The organism is Streptomyces sp. NPDC020731, assembly GCF_044334705.1.
In the GTDB taxonomy this organism is placed as follows: domain Bacteria; phylum Actinomycetota; class Actinomycetes; order Streptomycetales; family Streptomycetaceae; genus Streptomyces.
The window spans coordinates 143249-166204 of record NZ_JBIRTN010000022.1; the positions used below are offsets into that span (position 1 = coordinate 143249).

General features: G+C 71.8%; 21 protein-coding genes. 8 read left to right on the forward strand and 13 right to left on the reverse strand.

The features are described 5' to 3' along the window. On the reverse strand, positions 1 to 648 hold a 648-nt coding region (locus ACH4VX_RS29895), incomplete at its 3' end, for an MFS transporter (RefSeq protein ID WP_398371711.1). Positions 649 to 878: 230 nt separating this feature from the next. On the opposite strand from ACH4VX_RS29895, the gene ACH4VX_RS29900 reads away from it, so the two are divergent. Then, a complete protein-coding gene (locus tag ACH4VX_RS29900; protein ID WP_398371712.1) occupies positions 879 to 1958 on the forward strand; it encodes an oligopeptide/dipeptide ABC transporter ATP-binding protein in 1080 nt (359 codons plus the stop codon). A gap of 79 nt (positions 1959 to 2037) precedes the next feature. Further along, positions 2038 to 3102, forward strand: coding sequence for a biotin/lipoate A/B protein ligase family protein (locus tag ACH4VX_RS29905; protein WP_398371714.1), 1065 nt, complete (start codon positions 2038 to 2040; stop codon positions 3100 to 3102). A gap of 9 nt (positions 3103 to 3111) precedes the next feature. Here ACH4VX_RS29905 and ACH4VX_RS29910 read toward each other — a convergent pair whose 3' ends face one another. After that, positions 3112 to 3735 carry a LuxR C-terminal-related transcriptional regulator gene (locus ACH4VX_RS29910; RefSeq protein WP_398371715.1) on the reverse strand — a complete coding sequence of 208 codons (624 nt, stop codon included), beginning with the start codon at positions 3733 to 3735 and terminating at the stop codon, positions 3112 to 3114. A gap of 51 nt (positions 3736 to 3786) precedes the next feature. Here ACH4VX_RS29910 and ACH4VX_RS29915 point away from each other — a divergent pair, with 51 nt between their 5' ends. The 3 genes from ACH4VX_RS29915 (at position 3787) to ACH4VX_RS29925 (ending at position 6528) form a co-directional block, all read left to right on the forward strand. Further along, a complete protein-coding gene (locus ACH4VX_RS29915) occupies positions 3787 to 3933 on the forward strand; it encodes a hypothetical protein (RefSeq protein WP_398371717.1) in 147 nt (48 codons plus the stop codon). A 698-nt stretch (positions 3934 to 4631) separates the two neighbouring features. Next, on the forward strand, positions 4632 to 5297 hold the full coding sequence (locus ACH4VX_RS29920) for a hypothetical protein (protein WP_398371718.1): 666 nt from the start codon (positions 4632 to 4634) through the stop codon (positions 5295 to 5297). A 346-nt stretch (positions 5298 to 5643) separates the two neighbouring features. Then, positions 5644 to 6528: a CAP domain-containing protein gene (locus tag ACH4VX_RS29925; protein ID WP_398371720.1), complete on the forward strand. Its 885-nt coding sequence runs from the start codon at positions 5644 to 5646 to the stop codon at positions 6526 to 6528. Positions 6529 to 6578: 50 nt separating this feature from the next. Here ACH4VX_RS29925 and ACH4VX_RS29930 read toward each other — a convergent pair whose 3' ends face one another. The 5 genes from ACH4VX_RS29930 to ACH4VX_RS29950 form a co-directional block, all read right to left on the reverse strand. Next, a complete protein-coding gene (locus tag ACH4VX_RS29930; RefSeq protein ID WP_398371722.1) occupies positions 6579 to 7580 on the reverse strand; it encodes a TIGR03842 family LLM class F420-dependent oxidoreductase in 1002 nt (333 codons plus the stop codon). Positions 7581 to 7591: 11 nt separating this feature from the next. Further along, positions 7592 to 8995 (reverse strand): dihydropyrimidinase, encoded by a 1404-nt coding sequence (gene hydA, locus ACH4VX_RS29935; protein WP_398371724.1) that lies wholly within the window; start codon positions 8993 to 8995, stop codon positions 7592 to 7594. Positions 8996 to 9020: 25 nt separating this feature from the next. After that, positions 9021 to 10307 (reverse strand): aspartate aminotransferase family protein, encoded by a 1287-nt coding sequence (locus ACH4VX_RS29940; protein ID WP_398371725.1) that lies wholly within the window; start codon positions 10305 to 10307, stop codon positions 9021 to 9023. After that, the gene (locus ACH4VX_RS29945) at positions 10304 to 11146 is read right to left on the reverse strand and encodes a nitrilase-related carbon-nitrogen hydrolase (RefSeq protein ID WP_398371727.1); all 843 of its coding nucleotides are present in this window, start codon (positions 11144 to 11146) and stop codon (positions 10304 to 10306) included. The genes ACH4VX_RS29940 and ACH4VX_RS29945 overlap by 4 nt, the downstream gene beginning before the upstream one ends. A gap of 156 nt (positions 11147 to 11302) precedes the next feature. Continuing rightward, positions 11303 to 11572: a helix-turn-helix domain-containing protein gene (locus ACH4VX_RS29950; RefSeq protein WP_398371729.1), complete on the reverse strand. Its 270-nt coding sequence runs from the start codon at positions 11570 to 11572 to the stop codon at positions 11303 to 11305. 33 nt (positions 11573 to 11605) lie between these two features. Between ACH4VX_RS29950 and map the strand changes: the two genes are divergently transcribed. Together map and ACH4VX_RS29960 are read left to right on the forward strand one after the other, a co-directional pair. Beyond that, complete coding sequence (gene map / locus ACH4VX_RS29955; protein WP_398371731.1) at positions 11606 to 12376, forward strand: type I methionyl aminopeptidase; 771 nt, start codon at positions 11606 to 11608, stop codon at positions 12374 to 12376. Positions 12377 to 12652: 276 nt separating this feature from the next. After that, positions 12653 to 15181, forward strand: coding sequence for an ATP-dependent Clp protease ATP-binding subunit (locus tag ACH4VX_RS29960; RefSeq protein ID WP_398371752.1), 2529 nt, complete (start codon positions 12653 to 12655; stop codon positions 15179 to 15181). Positions 15182 to 15381: 200 nt separating this feature from the next. Here the strand turns inward: ACH4VX_RS29960 and ggt are convergent, their stop codons facing one another. Then, entirely contained in the window at positions 15382 to 17190 is a 1809-nt protein-coding gene (ggt, locus tag ACH4VX_RS29965; RefSeq protein ID WP_398371732.1) for a gamma-glutamyltransferase, read from the reverse strand. A gap of 151 nt (positions 17191 to 17341) precedes the next feature. On the opposite strand from ggt, the gene ACH4VX_RS29970 reads away from it, so the two are divergent. Then, entirely contained in the window at positions 17342 to 18097 is a 756-nt protein-coding gene (locus ACH4VX_RS29970) for a hypothetical protein (protein WP_398371734.1), read from the forward strand. A 272-nt stretch (positions 18098 to 18369) separates the two neighbouring features. Here the strand turns inward: ACH4VX_RS29970 and ACH4VX_RS29975 are convergent, their stop codons facing one another. From ACH4VX_RS29975 to pcaC, 5 genes are all read right to left on the reverse strand, one after another. After that, positions 18370 to 19113, reverse strand: coding sequence for an amino acid ABC transporter ATP-binding protein (locus ACH4VX_RS29975; protein ID WP_398371736.1), 744 nt, complete (start codon positions 19111 to 19113; stop codon positions 18370 to 18372). A 140-nt stretch (positions 19114 to 19253) separates the two neighbouring features. Next, on the reverse strand, positions 19254 to 19661 hold the full coding sequence (locus tag ACH4VX_RS29980) for a DUF6278 family protein (RefSeq protein WP_398371738.1): 408 nt from the start codon (positions 19659 to 19661) through the stop codon (positions 19254 to 19256). Positions 19662 to 19732: 71 nt separating this feature from the next. Beyond that, entirely contained in the window at positions 19733 to 20512 is a 780-nt protein-coding gene (locus tag ACH4VX_RS29985; protein ID WP_398371740.1) for an exodeoxyribonuclease III, read from the reverse strand. A gap of 52 nt (positions 20513 to 20564) precedes the next feature. Further along, positions 20565 to 21200 (reverse strand): MBL fold metallo-hydrolase, encoded by a 636-nt coding sequence (locus tag ACH4VX_RS29990; protein WP_398371742.1) that lies wholly within the window; start codon positions 21198 to 21200, stop codon positions 20565 to 20567. Positions 21201 to 21254: 54 nt separating this feature from the next. Continuing rightward, positions 21255 to 22553: a 4-carboxymuconolactone decarboxylase gene (gene pcaC, locus ACH4VX_RS29995; protein ID WP_398371743.1), complete on the reverse strand. Its 1299-nt coding sequence runs from the start codon at positions 22551 to 22553 to the stop codon at positions 21255 to 21257. Between the last annotated feature and the right edge of the window lie 403 nt (positions 22554 to 22956).

A 22956-nucleotide genomic window follows, 5' to 3' on the forward strand; every position in this document is an offset into this window, starting at 1 on the left:
GGTTTGCCCCGCCCGGGGGGGGGGGGGGGCGGGCGGGGGGGGGGGCGGGGGGGCCCCCCCCCCACCCCCCCCCCCCCCCCCCCCCCCCCCCCCGGGGGGGGGGGGGGGGGGGGGGGGGGCCCCCCCCCCCCCCACCACGAGGCCGGCCAGCGCGGGTCCGCCGATCGCGCCCGCCTGCCAGCGCAGGGCGTTCAGCGCGGCCGCGGCGGCGAGCTGGTCGTGCGGGACGATCCGGGCCAGCAGCGAGTCCAGGGCGGGGCGCTGGAGTCCGGCGAGTGCCGCCACTCCGGCCGCGACCACGTACAGCGGCCACAGCATGGGGTGCGGCAGCAGCGCGTTCAGCAGCAGGACGACGGCCAGCAGTCCCAGTCCCGCCTCGGTGAGCACGATGACCTTGCGCCGGTCGACCGCGTCCGCGAGCGCCCCGCCGTACAGGCCGAAGACCACCAGCGGCACCAGTTCGACGGCGCCCATCGCGCCCACCGCGAGCGGGGAGCCGGTCAGTTCCTTGATCTGGAGCGGCAGCGCGATCAGTGCCATCACACTGCCGAGGTAGGTGACCAGGCCCTGCGCCCACAGGAGGCGGAAGTCCCGGGAGGAGCGCCAGGGCGCGAGGTCGGGCAGCACCGCGGAGAGCTTCGTGATCATGGTTCAGCGGCTCCCGGCCGCGCGCTGCGGCGAGCATGGCGTTCTCATCGACCCGTGTTCCACTTTCGGCCCGGGGTGCCGGGGCTCACACGTCCGGACCACGGACTGTGGTCGTGGAGCAGGGCACCGGACCTGCCGAGCAGGTCAGACAGGACTTACCTGGACAGCGTATGGAGTGGGGGCGCGCTGATCAATCGAGTCTTCCCGACAGCTCTTGTAGCGATCGGGACATGGACCCGCTCGTCCGGCTCGACCGCATCCACGTCCGGCACAAGGCGCGCAGCGGTGGCCTCCTGCGCCGGGACGCCGTCCACGCCCTGACCGACGCCTCCATGGAGGTCCGGCGCGGCGAGATCCTCGGCCTGGTCGGCGAGTCGGGCTGTGGCAAGTCCACCTTGGCCCGGGTGGTCACCGGGCTCCAGCGCCCGACCGAGGGTCACGTGTACTTCAAGGGTCAGGATCTGTGGCAGATGCCCGCCGCGGAACGCCGCAGCCGGTTCGGCGCCAGCGTCGGCGTCGTCTTCCAGGACTCCTCGACGGCTCTGAACCCGCGGCTGCCCGTACGCCGGATCCTGCGGGACCCGCTGGACGTGCACGAGCGCGGCACCCGCGCGGAGCGCGAGCAGCGCGTGCGCGAGCAGCGCGTGCGCGAGCAGCGCGTGCGCGAGCAGCGCGTGCGCGAGCAGCGCGTGCGCGAGCAGCGCGTGCGCGAGCAGCTGGATCTGGTCGGCCTGCCCGGGCACACCCTGGAGGCTCTGCCCGGGCAGCTGTCCGGCGGCCAGCGCCAGCGCGTGGCGATCGCCCGCGCGCTGGCCCTGGAGCCGGAGCTGATCGTGGCCGACGAGCCCACCAGCGCCCTGGACGTGTCGGTGCGCGCCCAGATCCTCGACCTCCTGGTGGACCTGCGCTCGCGGCTCGGCCTGGGCATGGTCCTCATCTCCCACGACGTGCAGACCGTGCGCTATCCGGCCGACCGTATCGCGGTGCTCTACCTCGGCCGTGTGGTGGAGGAGGGCCGGGCCGCCCACGTTTCCGGCGACTCCCGCCACCCTTACACCGAGGCGCTGCTGTCGGCGACGCCCAGTCTGCTGGAGCGTCCCGAGCGGATCGTGCTGCACGGCCCGGTGCCCTCGGCGACCAACCCGCCCTCCGGCTGCCCGTTCCGCACCCGCTGCTGGAAGGCGGACGACGCGTGCGCCACCGCGTTCCCGGCCGCCTCCGACGGCCCGGACGGACACCGCTGGCACTGTGTGCACCCGCAGCCGGGGGACGGGACCGTCGCGGTGTCCACCGCCGCCGGGGCCGTCTGACCTCCCGCCGGTCCGGGGGCGGGGAACATCCCCGCCCCCGCCGGTGTTGGCGTTCTCGGCAGCAGTGAAAGGCGGAGCCGTGCACGGTGAGTACAAGGTTCCCGGCGGCAAGCTCGTCGTCGTGGACGTGGACGTGGAGGACGGCGTGCTGCGCCGCGCGCGCGTGGCGGGCGACTTCTTCCTCGAACCCGACGAGGCTCTGGACGCCGTGAACCGCGCCCTGGACGGCGCCCCCGCCGACACCGACGCGGCCGGTCTGGCCGCGCGGATCGACGCGGCCCTCCCCGAGGGGACCGTGATGTACGGGCTCACCTCGGAGGGCGTCGGCATCGCGGTGCGTCGCGCGCTCGCGCACGCCACCGACTGGACCGACTACGGCTGGCAGGTGGTCCACGAGGGCCCGCAGTCCCCCGCCCTGCACATGGCACTGGACGAGGTGCTGACCGCCGAGGTCGCCGCGGGCCGGCGTCCTCCGACGCTGCGGGTGTGGGAGTGGGGCGCCCCGGCGGTGATCATCGGAAGCTTCCAGTCGCTGCGCAACGAGGTGGACGCCGAGGGCGCCCGGCGGCACGGCATCGAGGTGGTGCGCCGGATCTCCGGCGGCGGCGCGATGTTCGTGGAACCCGGCAACACCATCACGTACTCGCTGTCGGTGCCGGAGACGCTGGTCCAGGGGCTGTCGTTCCAGGACAGCTACGCCTACCTCGACGACTGGGTGCTCGGCGCGCTCGGTGAGATGGGGATCCGGGCCTGGTACCAGCCGCTGAACGACATCGCCACCGACCAGGGCAAGATCGCGGGCGCCGCCCAGAAGCGGATCGTGGGCCCGGACGGCGGCCCCGGCGCGGTGCTGCACCACGTGACGATGGCCTACGACATCGACGCCGACAAGATGCTCGACGTGCTGCGCATCGGACGGGAGAAGCTGTCCGACAAGGGCACGAGGAGCGCGAAGAAGCGGGTGGACCCGCTGCGCCGGCAGACCGGTCTGCCGCGCGAGGCCGTCATCGAGCGGATGATCGACTCGTTCCGCGCCCGGTACGGGTCGGTGGACGGCAAGGTGACGGACGAGGAGCTGGCCCTCGCGGAGGAACTGGCACGGACGAAGTTCACCACGCCGGAGTGGACCGCCCGGGTGCCCTGACCGTCGGCCTCACTGCCCGCGCGCCGTCACCAGCCCTGATTCGTAAGCGAACACGACCAGTTGGGTACGGTCACGCGCGCCCGGCTTGGTCATCGCGCGGCTGATGTGGGTCTTGGCCGTGAACGGGCTGGTCACCATGTGGTCGGCGATCTCCTCGTTGGTCAGCCCCCGGGCCGCGAGCGCGGTCACCTCTCGTTCCCGCCGGGTGAGGCACTTCAGGCCGGGAGGTGTGGACCGGTCCGGGGGGCGGGCCACGAACTCGCCGATGAGGATACGGGTGGCCGAGGGCGACAGCAGCGCCTCGCCGCTTGCCACGACCTCGACGGCCTGGAGCAGGTCGGCCGGTTCGGTGTCCTTCAGCAAGAATCCGCTCGCGCCCGCGCGCAGCGCCTCGAAGACGTAACGGGTCGTCAACTCCACGTCCTCGTGCTCGAGTCGGACGGAGACCTTCGCCGGTCCCGCGTGCCGGGCCACGTCGGTGAGGGCCTCCTGGACGATGCGGTAGGCGGCCCGGCCGACGGTCACGTCCAGGGCCCGCGCGTCGCCCGTGACGGTCAGCTCGACGGCGAGGCCCGCCGCGCGGGCGCGCTCCACGAGCTGCTGGGGTGTCCCGGCCGGCTCGTCCGTGCGCAACACCTCCAGAGTGGCCCGCAGTTCCCGTATCGCCTCGCGCTCGCCTCCTGGATGGCGAGCAGGGCCGGCGGCACCTCCTCCCCACGCTCGCGGGCCAGGGACCACTGCCTGGTGCACCTCGTCGCCTACGGCGCGTTCGCCGCCGTGGACCGCATCGAGACCGCGCTTGCCTCCCACACCGCTCAGGAGATCTCGTGATCCACGTCGCCGACTCCCGTCGGGCCGAGGCGTGGAACGGCTCCGTCGGCACCCACTGGGCCGACCACCGGTCCCGCTACGACGCGATGCCGACGGGAGTGAACGACGCCCTGTTCGAGACGGCGGCCGTCGCGCCCGGCGACCGCGTCCTCGACATCGGCTGCGGCCCTGCGCCCGGGAGGGCGGCTCGCGTTCGTCTGCCCGCAACCGCCGGGGCCCGATTCGGAGGAGACGCGGGCGTTCGGCCCGTTCGCCCGGCTCGTCGACGAGCCCGATCCGGACACGGTCGCCGTACGGAGGGCGATGGCGTCGCTGTCGGACCCGGCCCGTATCCGTGAGGTCCTCTCCGGATACACGGACGTGGAGGTCGCCCCGGTCACCACCGAGGCGGTCCGGGGCCGGGACGCGGCGGACGCCGTCGGCTTCCTGTTGTCGCGGACCCCGCCGGGCCACGGTCCCCGCCGGGCTGCGCGCCGAACTGGAGGGAGCGTTGCGGCCGTACGAACGGGACGGCGGTGTGCGGATGCGGGCCGGGGTGTGGCTGGTCGCGGCCGTGCGGCCGTGACTGCCGGGTACGTCTCCGTCATCGCCCGCCTACGGAGCGAGTTGACCCTTCCGCACCACAACAATGCGTGTGACACTGGCGTCCCGTCCGCTGTGCGGACTCCCTCCGCACCGTCCCCCACGAAGAGTGCGCCGTGCGTTCCTTTCCTCTGCCGATCGCCCTGACCGCGCGCCTGTCCCCGGTGGTCGTCCTCGCCGCGGCCGGCTGGGCACTGTCCTCCGGTCCGATGGCCGCGCCGCAGGAAGCCGCGGACAAGCCGACCGAGAAGACGAAGACCCAGTCCGCCTCCGCCCCTTCGCGGACACAGGTGGCGAAGACGTACACCGCCGCGCCGGCGCCGTGCGACAGCGTCGCCGAGAAGACCCTCAAGTCCCTTGTGCCGGGCGCCAAGACGGCCGGCAAGGAGATACCGTCCACGGACTCGGATCTGCGCCGCACCTGTTCCTGGAACGCGCTCAAGGGCTACGAGTACCGCTGGCTCGACGTGTCCTTCGAGGTGCTGGAGTCGGACGAGGCGGCGGAACGGTCGTACCAGGGCCGGCTGGAGGACAAGAGCGGCGGGGGTCCGGTCCCCGGGCTCGGGAACGCCGCCTACTCCGTCGTGAACCTCGCCACCGAGGACAAGCAGCAGACGCGCGAGGGCGTGGTGGTCGCCCGCGCCTCCAACGCGCTGGTGATCGTGACGTACAACGGCAGCGACTTCGAGTCGAAGAAGGCGCCGGGCACGGACGAGATCAACAAGGGCGCCATCAAGGCCGCCAAGGAGGCGGTGGCGGCCCTGGAGAAGAACCGGAATTGATGGTTCCGTGACATCTGTCACACGAGTCGACGATCTGTTCGGGCCGCTTAGTAGAACCCTCTCCGGTGACATGGGGGACTTGTCCGTCTTGCCGTGAATGCGGGACGGGTCCCGGCGGATGGTGATCCGGCGGGAAGCCGAGCGTCGTGCCTTCTCCGCCACACGAGGGCTCCTGACGGGGTGACAGACGCTCCGGAGGCCACCTGGCGGGCAGGTCGGCACGCTCTCCCGCCCGCCGCAAGGCCCTCGCCCGCCTACGAGGCGCAGTAGTAGAAGAGCCCTTTGCGTCCGGCGCCGGGGCGTCCCGAGAATGACCAGCCTCCGGACAGCAGAGGTGAGGTCACGCATGGGAAAGCATCGTCATCAGAAGCAGTACCGGCGGACGGTCGTCGCGGCGGTCGCCATGGGGGTCATAGGCATACCCTCGGTCGCCATGGCCTGTACGGACTGGTCCGGCGACGGACAGCCGCAGAACCGGGGCACGGCGGCCGGGGCCGAGGACAGGTGGGGCGGCCCCGACTGGTACAGCCGGTGGAGCAGCCAGCAGCACGGTGAGCCCACGGCCCTGCCGTCGGACACGCCGACCGCCACCGCGAGCGCCTCGAAGCCCACCACGTCGAAGCACAGCAGCGCGAAGCCGTCGCACAAGCCGAAGACGAAGGCCCCCGAGGCAGCCGGTTCCGGGCCCACGACCGCGGCCCCCAAGCCCACCACGGCCGCCCCCAAGCCCACCACCGCGGCCCCCAAGCCCACCACGGCCGCCCCCAAGCCCACCACCGCGGCCCCCAAGCCCACCACCGCAGCCCCCAAGCCCACCACGCCGAGCCCGGCCGCGACGGACGGCGCCAGTGCCTCCGGAGCCGTCGCCGAGGTCGTGGAACTCGTCAACGCCGAGCGTGCCAAGGCCGGTTGCTCCCCGGTGAAGGTGAACACCACCCTGACCAAGGCCGCGCAGGACCACAGCAAGGACATGGCGGCGAGCGGCAGCATGTCGCACACCGGGTCGGACGGCTCCTCGCCGGGCGACCGCATCACCCGCGCCGGCTACAGCTGGAGCACCTACGGCGAGAACGTCGCCTACGGCTACTCCACCTCCGAGCAGGTGATGACCGGCTGGATGAACAGTCCCGGCCACAAGGAGAACGTCCTCAACTGCGCGTTCAAGGAGATCGGTGTCGGTCTCGCGCAGCCCGGCTCCTACTGGACCCAGGACTTCGGCACGGCCCGGTAGGAGCCGTACGCTCAACCGCGCCCGGGCGTCCTCTCCGGCAGGGGTGCCGGTCAGCGGTCGAGTGCCGGGATGATCTCCGCGCCGTACGCGTCGATCGTCGTTTCCTGCGCGTCGTGCATGTCGTACACGGCGAACTGGTCCACGCCCAGCTCGCGCAGCGCCCGCAGCTTCTCGATGTGTGCCTCGGGCGGGCCGAGCAGGCAGAACCGGTCGACGATCTCGTCGGGGACGAAGTCCGTGGACGGGTTGCCGGCCCGTCCGTGGTGGCTGTAGTCGTAGCCGTGCCGTTCCTTGATGTACGACGTCAGCGCCTCGGGGACCAGACCGGAGTGTTCGCCGTAGCGGGCGACCAGGTCGGCGACGTGGTTGCCGACCATGCCGCCGAACCAGCGGCACTGCTCGCGGGCGTGCGCCAGGTCGTCGCCGACGTACGCCGGGGCGGCGACGCAGACGGTGACGGACGCGGGGTCGCGTCCCGCCTCCACGGCCGCGGCGCGTACGGCCTTCACCATCCACTCGGTGAGGTAGGGGTCGGCGAGCTGGAGGATGAAGCCGTCGGCCTTCCGTCCGGCGAGGGCGAGCGCCTTGGGCCCGTACGCGGCCATCCAGACGGGCAGCTTCCCGTCCCTCACCCACGGGATCCGCAGCGGCTGCCCGTCGACCTCGGCCTCGCGTCCCTCGGCGAGGTCGCGGATCACGCCGATCGCCTCACCGAGGCGGGCCAGGGTGTTGGGCCTGCGTCCGGCGACGCGCATCGCGGAGTCGCCGCGGCCGATGCCGCAGACGGTGCGGTTGCCGAACATGTCGTTGAGGGTGGCGAAGGTGGAGGCGGTGACCTCCCAGGTGCGGGTGCCCGGGTTGGTGACCATCGGGCCGACCTTCAGTTTCGTGGTGCCGGCCAGGATCCGACTGTAGATCACGAAGGGTTCCTGCCACAGTACGGCGGAGTCGAAGGTCCAGCCGTGGGTGAAGCCGTTCTGCTCGGCGCGCTTCATCAGGCTGACGACCCGTGAGGCCGGCGGGTCGGTCTGCAGGACGAGTCCGAAGTCCATGCGCGGCTCTCCTAGGTGAGGTACTGACAGGTGGACCGCGGGGTGTAGACGCCGTGTCCGGCCCGCCCGGTGTACTCCCGGTCGGTGATGACGGGGACACCTCGCGAGAGGACGGTCTCGACGCGGCCGGTGACCCGCTTGCCCTCGTAGGCCGAGTAGTCGACGTTCATGTGGTGGGTGCCGGCGGACATGACCTGCTCGGCGCCCGGGTCGTAGACGACGACGTCGGCGTCGGCGCCGGGTGCGATGGTGCCCTTCTTCGGGTACAGGCCGAACATCCGGGCCGGGGTGGCGCAGGCGATCTCGATCCAGCGCCGGCGGGAGATGTGTCCGTCGAGGACGGCCTGGTGGAGCAGGTCCATACGGTTCTCCACGCCGGGGAGACCGTTGGGGATCCTGGAGAAGTCGCCGCGGCCGAGTTCCTTCTGGCCGGTGAAGCAGAAGGGGCAGTGGTCGGTGGAGACCACCTGGAGGTCGTTGGTGCGCAGGCCCCGCCAGAGCGCGGCCTGGTGCTCCTTCGGCCTGAGCGGGGTGCTGCACACGTACTTGGCGCCCTCGAAGTCGGGCTCGGCGAGGTTGTCGGTGGAGAGGAACAGGTACTGCGGGCAGGTCTCGCCGAAGACGTTCAGGCCTTCGTCGCGGGCCCGCGCCAGCTCGGCGACCGCCTCCGTCGCGGAGACGTGCACGACGTACAGCGGGGCGCCGGCGACCTGGGCGAGCCGGATGGCGCGGTGGGTGGCCTCGGCCTCCAGCAGGGCCTTGCGCACCTCGCCGTGGAAGCGCGGGTCGGTCTCGCCGCGGGCGAGGGCCTGTTCGACGAGCACGTCGATGGCGATGCCGTTCTCGGCGTGCATCATGATCAGCCCGCCGTTCTCGGCGGAGCGCTGCATGGCGCGCAGGATCTGGCCGTCGTCGGAGTAGAAAACACCTGGATACGCCATGAATTGCTTGAACGACGTGACCCCCTCTTCCACCAGGAGGTCCATCTCCTTCAGCGTCTCGGCGTTGACGTCCGAGACGATCATGTGGAAGCCGTAGTCGACGGCGCAGGTGCCCTCGGCCTTGGCGTGCCAGGCGTCCAGGCCCTGGCGCAGGGACTGGCCGACGCTCTGTACGGCGAAGTCGACGACGGTGGTCGTACCGCCCCAGGCGGCGGCCCTGGTGCCGGTCTCGAAGGTGTCGGAGGCGAAGGTGCCGCCGAACGGCAGCTCCATGTGGGTGTGGGCGTCGACCCCGCCCGGGATGACGTACTTGCCGGTGGCGTCGATGGTCCGGTCGGCGGTGAAGGCGTCGGCGGCCGGGGTGCCGGAGGCGGCGAGGGCGGCGATACGGCCGTCCTCGATCAGGACGTCGGCGTGGATCTCGTCGGCGGCGGTGATGACGAGGCCACCACGGATGACGGTACGGCTGCTCATGGTGCTCCCTCTCTACGAGCCGGTGCTACGACGTGCTCCTCAGGGCGCGCTCGAGGATCGCGGCGCCCTCCTCGGCCTCCGCGACGTTGAGGGACAGCGGTGGGGCGATGCGCAGGGTGCTGGTGTTGTGGCCGCCGCCCTTGCCGATGAGCAGGCCGCCCGCGCGGGCCGCCTCCAGGACGGCGGACGCGGCTGCCGGGTCGGCCTTGTCGGTGCCGGGCTCGGTCAGCTCGATGCCGATCATCAGCCCGCGCCCGCGGACCTCGCGTACGGCGGGAACCTGGGCGGCGGCGGCCCGCAGCCGCTCGATGAGCATGCCGCCGACCCGGCGGGCGTTGCCCTGGAGGTCGTGTTCCAGCAGGTAGGTGAGGTTGGCCAGGCCGGCCGCCATGGTGATCTGGGTGCCGCCGAACGTCGAGATGCTGTTGGCGTCCAGGCAGTTCATGATCTCGGCGCGGGCGACGACACCGCCGATGGACATGCCGTTGCCGATGCCCTTGGCGAAGGTCAGCATGTCCGGCGGTCCGCCGCGGCCGTGCGCCTGCCAGCCCCAGAAGTGTTCGCCGGTGCGGCCCCAGCCGGTCTGCACCTCGTCGGCGATCCACAGGATGCCCCGCTCGTGCAGCACCTCGCGGAAGGCCGCGTACAGCCCGTCGGGCGGCGAGGTGAAGCCACCGACGCCCTGGATCGGCTCGGCGATCAGCGCGGCGGGCGGGCGGGTGTGGCCGAGGAGGTCCTTGAGGTCGTCGACGCAGGCCGCGACGAAGTCGTAGTCGTCGAGCGCGGCGAACGGGCCCCGGGTGCGCACACCGCCGTGGACGTACAGCGTCTGCAGCGGGGAGAGCGAGGTCGGGGACCAGCCGCGGTTGCCGGTGATGCCGACCGAGCTGAAGGAGCGGCCGTGGTAGCTGTTGCGCATGGCCAGGATCGTGTTGCTGCCGCGGTAGGCGGTGGCGAGCAGCAGGGCGGTGTCGTTGGCCTCGGTGCCGGAGGTGGTGAAGAACACCCGGGCGTCCGGGATGCCGCTCAACTGGGCGATGCGCTCGGCGAGTTCCACCATCTGCCGGTTGAGGTAGAGGGTGGAGGAGTGCACGATCCGCCCGGCCTGCTCGCTCACCGCCTTGGTGACCTCGGGCAGGGCGTGGGCGGTCATGGTGGTGAGGATGCCGCCGAAGAAGTCGAGGTAGCGGTTGCCCTCGGAGTCCCAGACGTGGCGTCCCTCGCCATGGGTGATCTCGATGGGCTCCTCGTAGTAGAGGGCCAGCCAGTCGGGCAGCACGGACCGGTGGCGGCCCAGCAGGTCGTCGGTCACGGCCGCACCAGCCCCTCATAGGCGTCGGGGCGGCGGTCACGGTAGAAGGCCCACTGCTGCCGCACCTCGTCGATGAGGCCGAAGTCCAGGTCGCGGACCACGAGTTCCTCCTTGCTGTCGCTGGCGACGTCACCGACGAACCGGCCGCGCGGGTCGACGAAGTACGAGGTGCCGTAGAAGTCGTTGTCGCCGTACTCCTCCACGCCCACGCGGTTGATCGCGGCGATGAAGTATTCGTTCGCGACGGCTGCCGCCGGCTGTTCCAACTGCCAGAGGTGGGACGAGAGTCCGCGGTGCGTGGCGGAGGGGTTGTAGATCAACTGGGCGCCGTTGATGCCGAGTTGCCGCCAGCCCTCCGGGAAGTGGCGGTCGTAGCAGATGTAGACGCCGACCTTGCCCACGGCGGTGTCGAAGACGGGCCAGCCGAGGTTGCCGGGCCGGAAGTAGAACTTCTCCCAGAAGCCCTCGACCTGCGGGATGTGGTGCTTGCGGTACTTGCCGAGGACGGTGCCGTCGGCGTCGATCACGGCGGCGGTGTTGTAGTAGTAGCCCGACTGCTCGACCTCGAACACCGGCACGACGATCACCATGCCGGTCTCGCGGGCCAGCTCCCGCATCCGGCGGACGGTCGGCCCGTCGGGCACGGGTTCGGCCCAGCGGTAGTGCTCGGGGTCCTGGACCTGGCAGAAGTAGGGGGCGTTGAACACCTCCTGGAACCCGATGACCTTCGCGCCCCGCCGGGCCGCCTCGCGGGCGTGCTCCTCGTGTTTCACCAGCATGGACTCGGTGTCCCCGGTCCAGGTGGCCTGGACCAGAGCGGCACGTACGACGTTGGACATGAGCTGCTCCTTCGACGCGACGTCAGAGCCTCTACGCCCGTAGAAGGGGCCGTAGAGGGACGAACCTAAGCCTCTCGGGCAGCCTTGCCAAGACCATCGTCGTGAACCCGCTGGGTCGATCGTGTTTCAACACTCCTGTGGGTGAGCCCACCGGACTCAGGCGGCGACCGGCGCTTCCGGCGCCGTCGCCGTGCAGCGCCCCGCCAGTTCGTCCATCGACAGGCCGAGCGCGCCGGCCAGTGCGGCCACCGTGAAGAACGCCGGGGTCGGGGCACGCCCCGTCTCGATCTTGCGGAGGGTCTCCGCGGAGATGCCGGCGTTCGCCGCGACCTCGGCCATGCTGCGGTCGCCGCGCGCCTCACGCAGCAGCCGGCCGAACCGCTCGCCGCGTTCGCGCTCTTCGGGGGTCAAGGGGGTGCGCACCATGGCACCCATTCTAATACCGGTATAGTAATTGGCATGGTGGAGCTGAAGACCGACACATCGATCGATGCCATGTACGAAGCGGGCCAGGTCGTCGCGAGCGCGCTGACGGCCGTGCGGAACGCCGCCGACGTGGGCGTTTCCCTGCTGGAACTGGACGAGGCGGCGCGGGACGTGCTGCGTGCGGCGGGCGCGACCTCGCCCTTCCTGGGCTACCGGCCCTCTTTCGCGCCGACCCCGTTCCCGGCCGTGATCTGTGCCTCCGTGAACGACGCGATCGTGCACGGCGTCCCGGACGGCTACCGGTTGCGCGACGGCGACCTGGTCTCCATCGACTGCGGCGCCCAACTGGGCGGCTGGGCCGGGGACTCGGCGATCAGTTTCACCGTGGGCACCCCGCGCCCGGCCGACGTGCGGCTGATCGAGACGGCCGAGCGGGCGCTCGCGGCGGGCATCGGGGCGGCCGTCGTCGGCAACCGCATCGGCGACATCGCGCACGCGATCGGCACGGTGTGCCGCGGCGCGGGCTACGGCATCATGGAGGACTTCGGCGGCCACGGCATCGGCCGCCGCATGCACGAGGACCCGGGCGTGCCGAACGAGGGCCGGCCGGGGCGGGGCATGCCCCTGCGGCACGGCATGTGCCTCGCGATCGAGCCGATGCTGATCGGGGGCGGCACGGACACGTACCACACCGCCCCGGACGGCTGGACGCTCCGCACGAACGACGGCACCCGCGCGGCGCACGTGGAGCACACGGTGGCAATCACGGATGCGGGGCCTCGCGTCCTCACGGCCCGCCTGTAACCGCAGGCAGTCACTGCCGCCCCGCGCTCCCGCGGGCAGCCGCGCCTCCCCCGGTGCCCTGAAGGCCCGGGAAGCACCCCCAGCGGCACAGGCGGGCTGGGGATACCCCCTCCCGGGGAGGCACCCCGCGAGCGCCGGACCGCGCAGCCCCACCTCCGCCCCACCCCGAGAAGCTGGACATGCCCGCCCAAACGGATCGTGTCATCGTGGGCATGAGCGAGCCCCGACCGGGTCACCCGGTCCCGGCACGTCGACCCAGCGAAGGAACGGATGACGATGACGAGTGGTTTCGTCGGCCCGGAGGGCGACCCCTTCGCAGAATTCCTCGCCCGCTTCTTCGGCGGACAGCGCCCCCGCCAGATCGACATCGGCAGGCTCCTCAGCCAGCCCGCCCGCGAACTGGTGCGCGGCGCCGCCCAGTATGCCGCCGAACACGGCAGCCGTGACCTGGACACCCAGCACCTCCTGCGCGCCGCCCTCTCCGCCGAGCCGACCCGGAGCCTGCTCAGCCGGGCCGGCGCCGACCCCGACTCCCTGGCGTCCCAGATCGACGACCGGTCCGGCCCCGTCCAGCACGGCCCGGGCGAAGCCCCGCCACCGACCTCGCTGTCCCTGACGCCCGCCGTCAAGCGGGCCCTGCTGGACGCGCACGAGATGGCCCGGACCAGCGGCGCCGGCTACATCGGCCCCGAGCACGTGCTCAGCGCCCTGGCCGCCAATCCCGACTCGGCCGCCGGGCACATCCTCAACGCGGCCCGGTACGCCCCCTCAGGCCCGCCGGAAGCCCCCGAGGCGCAGCAGACCCGCGCCGAACGCCCCCGCCCCGCGACCGGCACGCCGACCCTCGACAAGTACGGCCGTGACCTCACCTCGCTGGCCCGCGAGGGCCGTATCGACCCGGTGATCGGACGCGACGACGAGATCGAGCAGACCGTCGAGGTGCTCTCCCGGCGCGGCAAGAACAACCCGGTGCTGATCGGTGACGCGGGCGTCGGCAAGACCGCCGTCGTGGAGGGCCTGGCCCAACGGATCACCGAGGGGGACGTGCCCGACATACTCCTCGGACGGCGCGTGGTCGCCCTGGACCTGACGGGCGTGGTCGCCGGTACCCGCTACCGGGGCGACTTCGAGGAGCGGATGAACAACATCGTCGAGGAGATCCGGTCCCACTCCGACCGGCTGATCATCTTCATCGACGAGCTGCACACCGTCGTCGGCGCCGGGGGCGGAGGCGAGGGCGGCTCGATGGATGCCGGCAACATCCTCAAGCCGGCCCTCGCCCGCGGCGAACTGCACATCGTGGGCGCGACCACCCTGGAGGAGTACCGCCGGATCGAGAAGGACGCGGCACTGGCCCGCCGCTTCCAGCCGATCATGGTGCCCGAGCCGACGGTCGCCGACGCGATCGAGATCCTGCGCGGTCTGCGGGACCGGTACGAGGCCCACCACCAGGTGCGGTACACCGACGAGGCGCTGCCGGCGGCCGTGGAGCTGTCCGACCGCTATCTGAGCGACCGCCGGCTGCCGGACAAGGCCATCGACCTCATCGACCAGGCCGGCGCGCGGGTGCGGCTGCGGGCCCGGACCAAGGGCACGGACGTACGGACCATGGAGCGCGAGGTCGAGCAGCTGACCTGCGACAAGGACCAGGCGGTCGCCGACGAGCAGTACGAGCGGGCCACCCAGCTGCGGGACCGCATCGTGGAGCTGAAGCAGCGGATCGCGGAGACCGGTGGCGACGACGAGGTCGACGAGGGCCAGAGCCTGTGGGTGGACTCCGAGGCGATCGCCGAGGTGGTGGCCCGCCAGACGGGCATCCCGGTCAGCCGCCTCACCGAGGAGGAGAAGGACCGGCTGCTGGGTCTGGAGCGGCATCTGCACCAGCGGGTCGTCGGCCAGGAGGAGGCGGTGCGCGTCGTCTCGGACGCGGTGCTGCGCTCCCGCGCGGGGCTCGCCAGTCCCGACCGGCCGATCGGCAGCTTCATGTTCCTCGGCCCGACGGGCGTCGGCAAGACGGAGCTGGCGCGGGCACTCGCCGAGGCGCTGTTCGGCAGCGAGGACCGGATGGTGCGCCTCGACATGAGCGAGTACCAGGAGCGGCACACGGTCAGCCGGCTGGTGGGTGCCCCGCCCGGCTATGTGGGGCACGAGGAGGCCGGGCAGCTGACCGAGGTGGTGCGCCGGCACCCGTACTCGCTGCTGCTGCTCGACGAGGTGGAGAAGGCGCATCCGGACGTCTTCAACATCCTGCTCCAGGTCCTCGACGACGGCCGGCTGACCGACTCGCAGGGCCGGACGGTGGACTTCACCAACACGGTCATCGTGATGACCAGCAACCTCGGTTCCGAGGCCATCACCCGGCGCGGCGCGACCCTGGGGTTCGCGTCCGGCGGCGCGGACGCGGACGAGGAGGCGCGGCGCGAGCAGATCCTGCGGCCGCTGCGGGAGCACTTCCGGCCCGAGTTCCTCAACCGGATCGACGAGGTCGTGGTGTTCCGCCAGTTGACCGTCGAGGAGCTACGGCGGATCACCGACCTGCTGCTGGAGGGCACCCGGCGCGGGCTGAAGGGCCAGGGCATCGCGGTCGACTTCACCGACGCGGCCGTGGGCTGGCTGGCCGAGCGCGGGTACCAGCCCGAGTACGGCGCCCGGCCGCTGCGCCGCACCATCCAGCGGGAGGTCGACAACCAGCTCTCCCGGCTGCTTCTGGACGGCCGGGTCCAGGAGGGCGGCCGGGTGACGGTGGACACGGAGGACGGGCGCCTGACGTTCCGTACGCAGGAGACGCCGGCACCCGAACTCTGAGCGCGCCGGCGTCCCTGCGGGGTCTGGGCCCTGTCGTCGAATTCCCGCCTGCCCCGCGACGCCGTGCACGCCCTCTCGCCGCACCGGGCCCCGGTCCGGGTACGTCCGGTACGAGGATCGGGACCGGCGCACGCCGGGGCACGCACCTGACGCGGCGGGGCCCGCCCTCCGGGCAAACGGCGGGAATCCGACGACAGGACCTATCGCGTCGGACGGACCACCATCGCCGAGCCGCCGCCCCTGCGGACCTTCTCGGCCGCCGCGAGCCACTGGCCGTCCGGCAGCCGCTGGACGGCCGTGGTCGCGCCGATCTCCGGGTTCTCCCGGAAGGAGTGCCCGATGGCCTCCAGGCGCTGCCCGACCTCACTGTCGTACAGCCCGGGTTCGAGGTCCGTCTGTGCCGTGTTGCGCTGGCTGGCGCGCGGCGCGGCGATCGCGTCGACCAGGGGCAGTCCGCGGTCCAGGAAACCGGTGAGTGTCTGCAGCACGGTGGTGATGATGGTGGAGCCGCCGGGCGAGCCGAGCGCCACCACCGGCCGGTCGTACCGGTCGAGCACGATCGTCGGCGAGATGGACGACCGGGGGCGCTTGCCGGGGCCGGGCAGGTTCGGGTCGTGCACGGCCGGGTTCGCCGGGGCGAAGGAGAAGTCGGTCAGCTCGTTGTTGAGCAGGAAACCGCGGCCGGGCACGGTGATGCCGCTGCCGCCGGTCTGCTCGATGGTGAGGGTGTAGGCGACGACGTTGCCCCACCGGTCGGCGGTGGTGAGGTGTGTGGTGTTCTCGCCCTCGTACGTCGTCGGGGCGGCCTCGCCGCCCGTCGCGCAGGGCTCCGGGTCGCGGGGGTCGCCGGGGGCGAGGGGGCTGGTGAGGACGGCGTCGTCCTTGATGAGGCACTCGCGCGAGTCGGCGAACCGCTGGGAGAGCAGTTCCCTCGTCGGTACGTCCTCGAAGGCGGGGTCGCCGACCCAGCGCCCGCGGTCCGCGAACGCGATGCGGCTCGCCTCGATGAAGCGGTGCAGGTACTGGACGTCGCTCGCGTCGGAGAGGTCGGTGCGCTCCAGGATGTTGAGTGCCTCACCGACCGTGGTCCCGCCGGAGGAGGAGGGCGCGATGGAGTAGACGTCCAGTCCGCGGTAGGAGGTCTTCGTGGGCGGCTGCGACTTGGCGCGGTAGGCGGCGAGATCGCGTTCGGACAGCTCGCCGGGCCGGGCATTCCAGCCGGAACCGGGGTCCACGGGCGGCTTGTTGACCGTCTTCACGATGTCCCGGCCGATGTCGCCCCGGTACAGGGCGTCGACGCCCTCCCGGCGCAACTCCCGGTAGGTGCGGGCCAGATCGGGGTTCCTGAAGGTGGAGCCGACGGCCGGGAGTCCGCCGCCCGGGAGGAACAGCTCGGCCGTGTCGGGGAAGTGGCGGAAGCGGGTCTCGTTGGCGGCGGTCTGCGCGCGGAAGGTCTCGTCGACGGTGAAACCGTCGCGGGCGAGGCGTTCGGCGGGCTTCAGGACCGTTCCCAGGCCGCGCTCGCCCCACTTGTCGAGCGCCCGCTGCCAGGTGGCGGGCGTGCCGGGGGTGCCGACCCCGAGTCCGCTGCTGACCGCTTCGGCGAACGGGATCGGCTCGCCGTTCTCCAGGAACAGTCCGGCGTCGGCCGTCAGCGGGGCCGTCTCGCGTCCGTCGAGGGTGTGCACGGTGCGGGAGCGGGCGTCGTAGTAGACGAAGTAGCCGCCTCCGCCGACGCCGGCCGAGTAGGGCTCGGTGACGCCGAGCGCGGCGGCCGTGGCGACGGCCGCGTCGACGGCGTTGCCGCCCTTCTCCAGGACCTCGATCCCGGCGGCGGAGGCGTCGGCGTCGACGCTGGAGACCGCGCCGCCGTGGCCGACGGCCACCGGGACCTTGGGTGTGTGCCGGGAAGACGCCTCGTACTGGGCGGGCGGCGGGGCCGCCCCCACCGACAGTACGGCGGCACCGACCGCCAGGACTGCGAGATTCCGTGCGACAGGGCGACGCATCTGCACCTCCGGTAAACGGCTGTTCGCGCAGCCTAGTTCGTCGCCATGCCCCCGTCAGGGATGCCGAGGGGCGTGCCGTCCCGTCGTTCGGCGGGCCTCGCGACCCGTCTCTCGAACACGGGTTTGCGTGGGCCCGCTAGCATGCGCGCCCATGACTGACGACGTGCGCAACATCGTTCTGGGCGTGGTGGCCGCCGGTATCAGCGCCGCGCTGGGCTGGATCGCCCGTACCTACCTGTGGAGGCGGAAGCTGCGGCGCAAGCAGACGTTCTTCGGCCTGCCGGAGAACTCCGAGTCCCTGCTCGTCGTCAACCGCGACTCGGCGACGGCGGAACCGGCGGTGCACCGCTTCGACGTGTTCGCGCTGCTGGAGCTCTCCGGGCTGATCAAGGACTGCGGGGCCCATTTCCAGGTGGTCACCCAGGACGCGGCCCACCAGGGCTTCGGCGAGCGGACCGAGTTCTGTGTGGGCGGGCCGGGGTCGAACCGGCGGATGGTGGCCCACATGGCGGCCATGCTGCCGGGAGTGCGGGTCAACGTCGACCCGGAGCCGGGCCCGGACCGGGGCGCCTTCCAGATCGGCTCCGAGCGCTACCGCATGGACCCGGGCATCACCGAGTACGTGCTGCTGGCGCGGCTGACCGCCGGTGAACGGCGCGAGACGCGGCCGGTGTTCCTGTTCTGCGGTCAGCGCGCGATCACCAATCAGGCCGCGACCCGCTATCTCGCCCGCAACCACGAGCGGCTGGCCCGCAAGCACGGCTCGAACTCGTTCGTGCTGCTGCTGAAGGTGATCAACTCGCAGGCTTACGGCCCCGATGTGGTCGAACTGGTCGCGGACGTGACCAGGGCCGCGCAGACCGCGCTGCCGGCTGCCGCGGCGCGGGGCAGTCACCGGGCGGACTGACCTCGTTCAGCACCACCCGTCCGGCGCGCAGCTGACCTTCTCCTCGTCGGCGGACGACCCGACGTCGGGGTCGCGTCCGCCGCGCGAGCAGTGATCTCCGGCTGCCGCCGGACGGGACTGGCCGATGTTGCTCCGCCGCCCCGTGGACGTGGGGCGGTGGGCCCCTCCCGGTGACGGTGTCCCCGCTCCTGAGGCGGAGTCCCCTCCCCCACCGGGATGAAGGGACCATCGTAGTCGAGGTCCGGGCGGACGGGTCTACGGGCGTCACCCGGTCAGTGCTTGAGGATCTTGGAGAGGAAGTCCTTGGCGCGGTCGCTCCTCGGATCACCGAAGAACTCGTCGGGCGCGCGGTCCTCCACGATCCGGCCGTCGGCCATGAAGACCACGCGGTTGGCGGCCGAGCGGGCGAAGCCCATCTCGTGCGTGACCACGATCATGGTCATGCCCTCACCGGCCAGTTGCCGCATGACCTCCAGGACCTCGTTGATCATCTCCGGGTCCAGGGCGGAGGTCGGCTCGTCGAACAGCATCGCCTTGGGCTCCATGGCCAGCGCCCGCGCGATCGCCACACGCTGCTGCTGGCCGCCCGAGAGCTGCGCCGGGTACTTGTCCGCCTGGTCGGCGACACCGACCCGGTCGAGGAGGTCGCGGGAACGCCGGTCGGCGTCCTCCTTCTTGCGTCCGCGGACCTTCACCTGGCCCAGCGAGACGTTCTGCAGCACGGTCTTGTGCGCGAAGAGGTTGAACGACTGGAAGACCATGCCGACATCGGCGCGCAGCCGCGCCAGCGCCTTGCCCTCGTGCGGGAGCGGCTGTCCGTCGAGCAGGATCGTGCCGGACCGGACGGTCTCCAGCCGGTTGATCGCCCGGCACAGCGTCGACTTCCCCGACCCCGACGGGCCGATGACGACGACCACCTCTCCCCTGCCCACGGTGAGCCCGATGTCCCGCAGGACATGAAGGTCCCCGAAGTACTTGTTGACGTCACGCAGCTCGATCAGCGGATCGACGGCCATACCCGCCCCTACTCGTTGCCAGCCGTGCGGTGGTCGCCGCAACGTATCCGGGCAAGATCACCGGGATGGCGCGACACGCGCTCTTCGGTCATTAGCCGTATTTACACCGGACCGCGGGCCGGGCGCCGGAGGCCGGGGCCTCACGCCTCCGCGACCTCCGCGTACAGCTGGGACAGCTCGGGCACGCCGTTGGCCGCCCACTCGTGTCCGGCGTCCACGACGTCGAACTCCCGGCCGGAGGTGAGCCGTACGACCGGCTGGCCGTCGGCGCGGATCTCCCAGGCGGCCCCCGGCACGGTGCGCACGAGGACGGTGCCGAGATACAGCCCCGCGTCGTTGCCCAGCCAGGCCGAGCTCTCCTCGTCGTCCCGCCAGCGCGGCACCAGTTGGTCCAGCGCCTCCAACGAGGCCGGGGAGTCGTCGAGTCGGACCCCCGCCCGGTCGGCCTGGGAGCGTAAGAGCTCGCACTCGGCGAGGAGTTCCGCGATGCCCTCGGGACCGGGAACCCCGGCCTTCTGGCGCCGGTTGCCCAGGAAAGGGATGTTCATACCTCCAGCCTGTCATTCGTACCGCGTCGCACACCACAGGCGCGCGGGGTCGGAAGACGGCCGGGCTGCCGTCACACGTCGAGGTCCACCACGACCGGCGCGTGGTCCGATGCGCCCTTGCCCTTGCGTTCCTCGCGGTCGACGTAGGAGTCCGTGACCGCCTTCGCGAAGGACGCGTTCCCGTACACCAGGTCGATGCGCATGCCGCGGTTCTTGGGGAAGCCGAGCTGGCGGTAGTCCCAGTACGTGAACGGGTGCTCGTACTTGAGGGGGCGCGGGACGACGTCGGAGAGGCCGGCGTCGCGCAGGGAGGCGAGGGCGGCGCGCTCGGCGGGGGTGACGTGGGTGGAGCCCTCGAAGTCGGCCCGGTCGTAGACGTCGTCGTCGGTCGGTGCCACGTTGTAGTCGCCCATGACGGCGAACGGGCGGCTGCCCGCCGCGTCGCCGGCCACGGCGGCCCTGAGCGCCTCGAACCACTGGAGCTTGTACGCGTAGTGGGGGTGGTCCACCTCACGGCCGTTGGGCACGTACACCGACCAGACGCGGACCGGGCCGCAGGTCGCGGAGAGGGCGCGGGGTTCGACGGAGCCCTCGTAGCCGGGGTCGCCCGGCAGGCCCTTGACGACGTCCTCGATGCCGACGCGGGAGAGCACCGCCACGCCGTTCCACCGGCCGGTGGCGTTCACCGCCGACTCGTAGCCCAGCTCGCGCAGCTCCTCCGCCGGGAACTTCTCCTCGGCGACCTTGGCCTCCTGGAGGCACAGCACGTCCGTGCCACTGCTCTCCAGCCAGGCCAGGAGCCTCGGCAGGCGGGCGGTGATCGAGTTCACGTTCCAGGTCGCGATGCGCATGTTCCACAACCTACCCGGCGCCTGTGACAACGCTCGACCGCTGCCCGCCGGGTCACAGCTCGGCGGAGCCTCCCGGCGCGAGCCGCAGGTGTTCCGCGCCGCCGAGCGCGCCGATCTGACGGTCGTAGACCGGCCGGGCGAGGTCGGTGAGGAGGGCGTCGTGGATGTCGTAGGCGCGCTGCGGCTTCACCTCGCGGACGTAGTCGATGACCTCGGAGATCTTGTTCCAGGGGGCCATGACCGGCAGCATCAGCGTCTCGACCGGCCGGTCGGGGACGGTCAGCGCGTCGCCCGGGTGGAAGAGCTTCCCGCCGTCGACGAGGTAGCCGACGTTGGTGACGCGCGGGATGTCCGGGTGGATCACCGCGTGGAGTTCGCCGTGGACCTGGACGTCGAAGCCGGCGGCGGTGAAGGTGTCGCCGTGGCCGACGGTGTGCACGCGGCCCGGGAAGGCCGCCGAGAGCTGTTCCGCCACCGACTTCAGGGTCCAGATCCCGACGGCCGGATCGGTCTCCAGCACGGTGCGCAGCCGGCCCTCGTCGAAGTGGTCGGGGTGCTCGTGCGTGACCAGGACGGCGTCCGCGCCGAGGACCGCGTCCTCCTCGCTGAACATCCCGGGGTCGAGGACGAGGACGCGTCCGTCCTTCTCCAGGCGGACACAGGAGTGCGACTTCTTCGTGAGCTTCATGAATCCATCCTGCCCCCACCCCGTTCACGGCCGCGCGGAGCCCCCTCCGGGGGCTCACTCCTGGGGCGTGGTCTCCTCACGGACGACCTGCTGGGCCACCCGGAAAGCACTGTTCGCCGCCGGGATGCCGCAGTAGACGGCCGTCTGGAGCAGCACCTCCTTGATCTCGTCCGGGGTGAGCCCGTTGCGCAGGGCGGCCCGGACGTGGAGGGCGAGCTCCTCCAGATGGCCGCCGGCGACGAGGGCGGTGAGGGTGACGCAGCTGCGGGTGCGCCGGTCGAGTCCGGGCCGGTCCCAGACCTCGCCCCAGGCGTAGCGGGTGACGAGCTCCTGGAAGTCTCCCGAGAAGTCGTCGGTCCCGGCCAGCACCCCGTCGACGTGCGCGTCGCCCAGCACTTCCCGGCGAACCTTGAGTCCGGCGTCGTAGGCGTCCGGTCCGCCCCGTAGCTGCTGCGGTGCGGCAGGCGGGGCGATCTCGGCGACGGGGACCTGCTGCGGCGCGGCGGCGACCGGCACCGGTTTTACCGCCGCCGCGGGCAGGGCGACGTGGCCGGTGGCGGTGTCGAAGGCGGGCTGCCAGGCGGTGGAGAAGTGCCGCACCAGCAGATCGGTGACGGCGGCCGGCTGCTCCACCGGCACCAGATGGGAGGCTCCGGGCACGACGGCGAGCCGGGCGTCCGGGATCCCGGCGACCAGCGTACGGGCCTCGGCGGGGCCGGTGACCTGGTCCTCGGAGCCGACCAGCACCAGGGTCGGCGCGCCGACGCTGCCGAGTCCTGCCCGCACGTCGAACGAGGCGAGCGCCTCGCAGGCGGCGATGTAGCAGCCGGGATCGGTGGTGCGCACCATCTGTACGGCCCACTCGGTGATCGCGGGCTGGGCGGCGGCGAACCCGCCGGTGAACCAGCGCTCCGGCGCGGAGCGGGCGATGGGTTCGAGCCCGTTGGTCCGTACGATCACCCCGCGCCGGCGGAACTCGTCCGCCGTACCGAAGCGGGGCGAGGCGGCGATCAGCGCGAGGGACGCGAGGCGCTCGGGGTGGCGCAGGGCCAGCTCGATGCCCACGGCACCGCCGAGCGCGCAGCCCGCGTAGCCGAAGCGCTGTACGCCGAGCCCTTCGAGGGTGACGAGCAGCCGCGTGGTGAGATCGGCGACCGAGCCCGCGGGATGGGCGGGGGCGCCTCCGTGTCCCGGCAGATCGAACCGGAACACACGCCACTGCTTCGTCAGCTCGGGGACCTGCCGGTCCCACATGTGCCATGTAGTACCCAGTGAGGGACCCAGGATCAGGACCGGAGCGTCTTCCGGCCCGTCAAAGCGGTATTGCAGGGTGTTGGGTGGTGTCTCGCTCACGCCCCAGACCCTCTCACGTCTCACGAAATCTCACACAGCCCGGGGAAGCCGGCGGCTCGATGCACCCGCGGCTCGACTCGTCGGGCACTGCCGACGGCCTCGTCGATCGAGTCTGAGCCTTTCAGCGTGTACGCGTGCCCCTGACGCAGCGTGACCTGCCGACCGCACTCTCGCCCGGTCCTCACGTCGACACGTTGCCTCCTCCATCAGTACAGCTGCCAGCTGTTCCGAGTTTGCAGCAAAGCATGTGGTGCCGTCCCGAAGGACGGGACGACGTAGCGGGAGACCTTTCGGACCGCTCCGATCGCTGAACCGTTCCGGGTTCGGTAGAGACTCGATTCCGTGAAAGGATTGAGTCATGGCACGTCCTTCCTCCTATCCCGCTGAGCTGCGCAAACGAGCG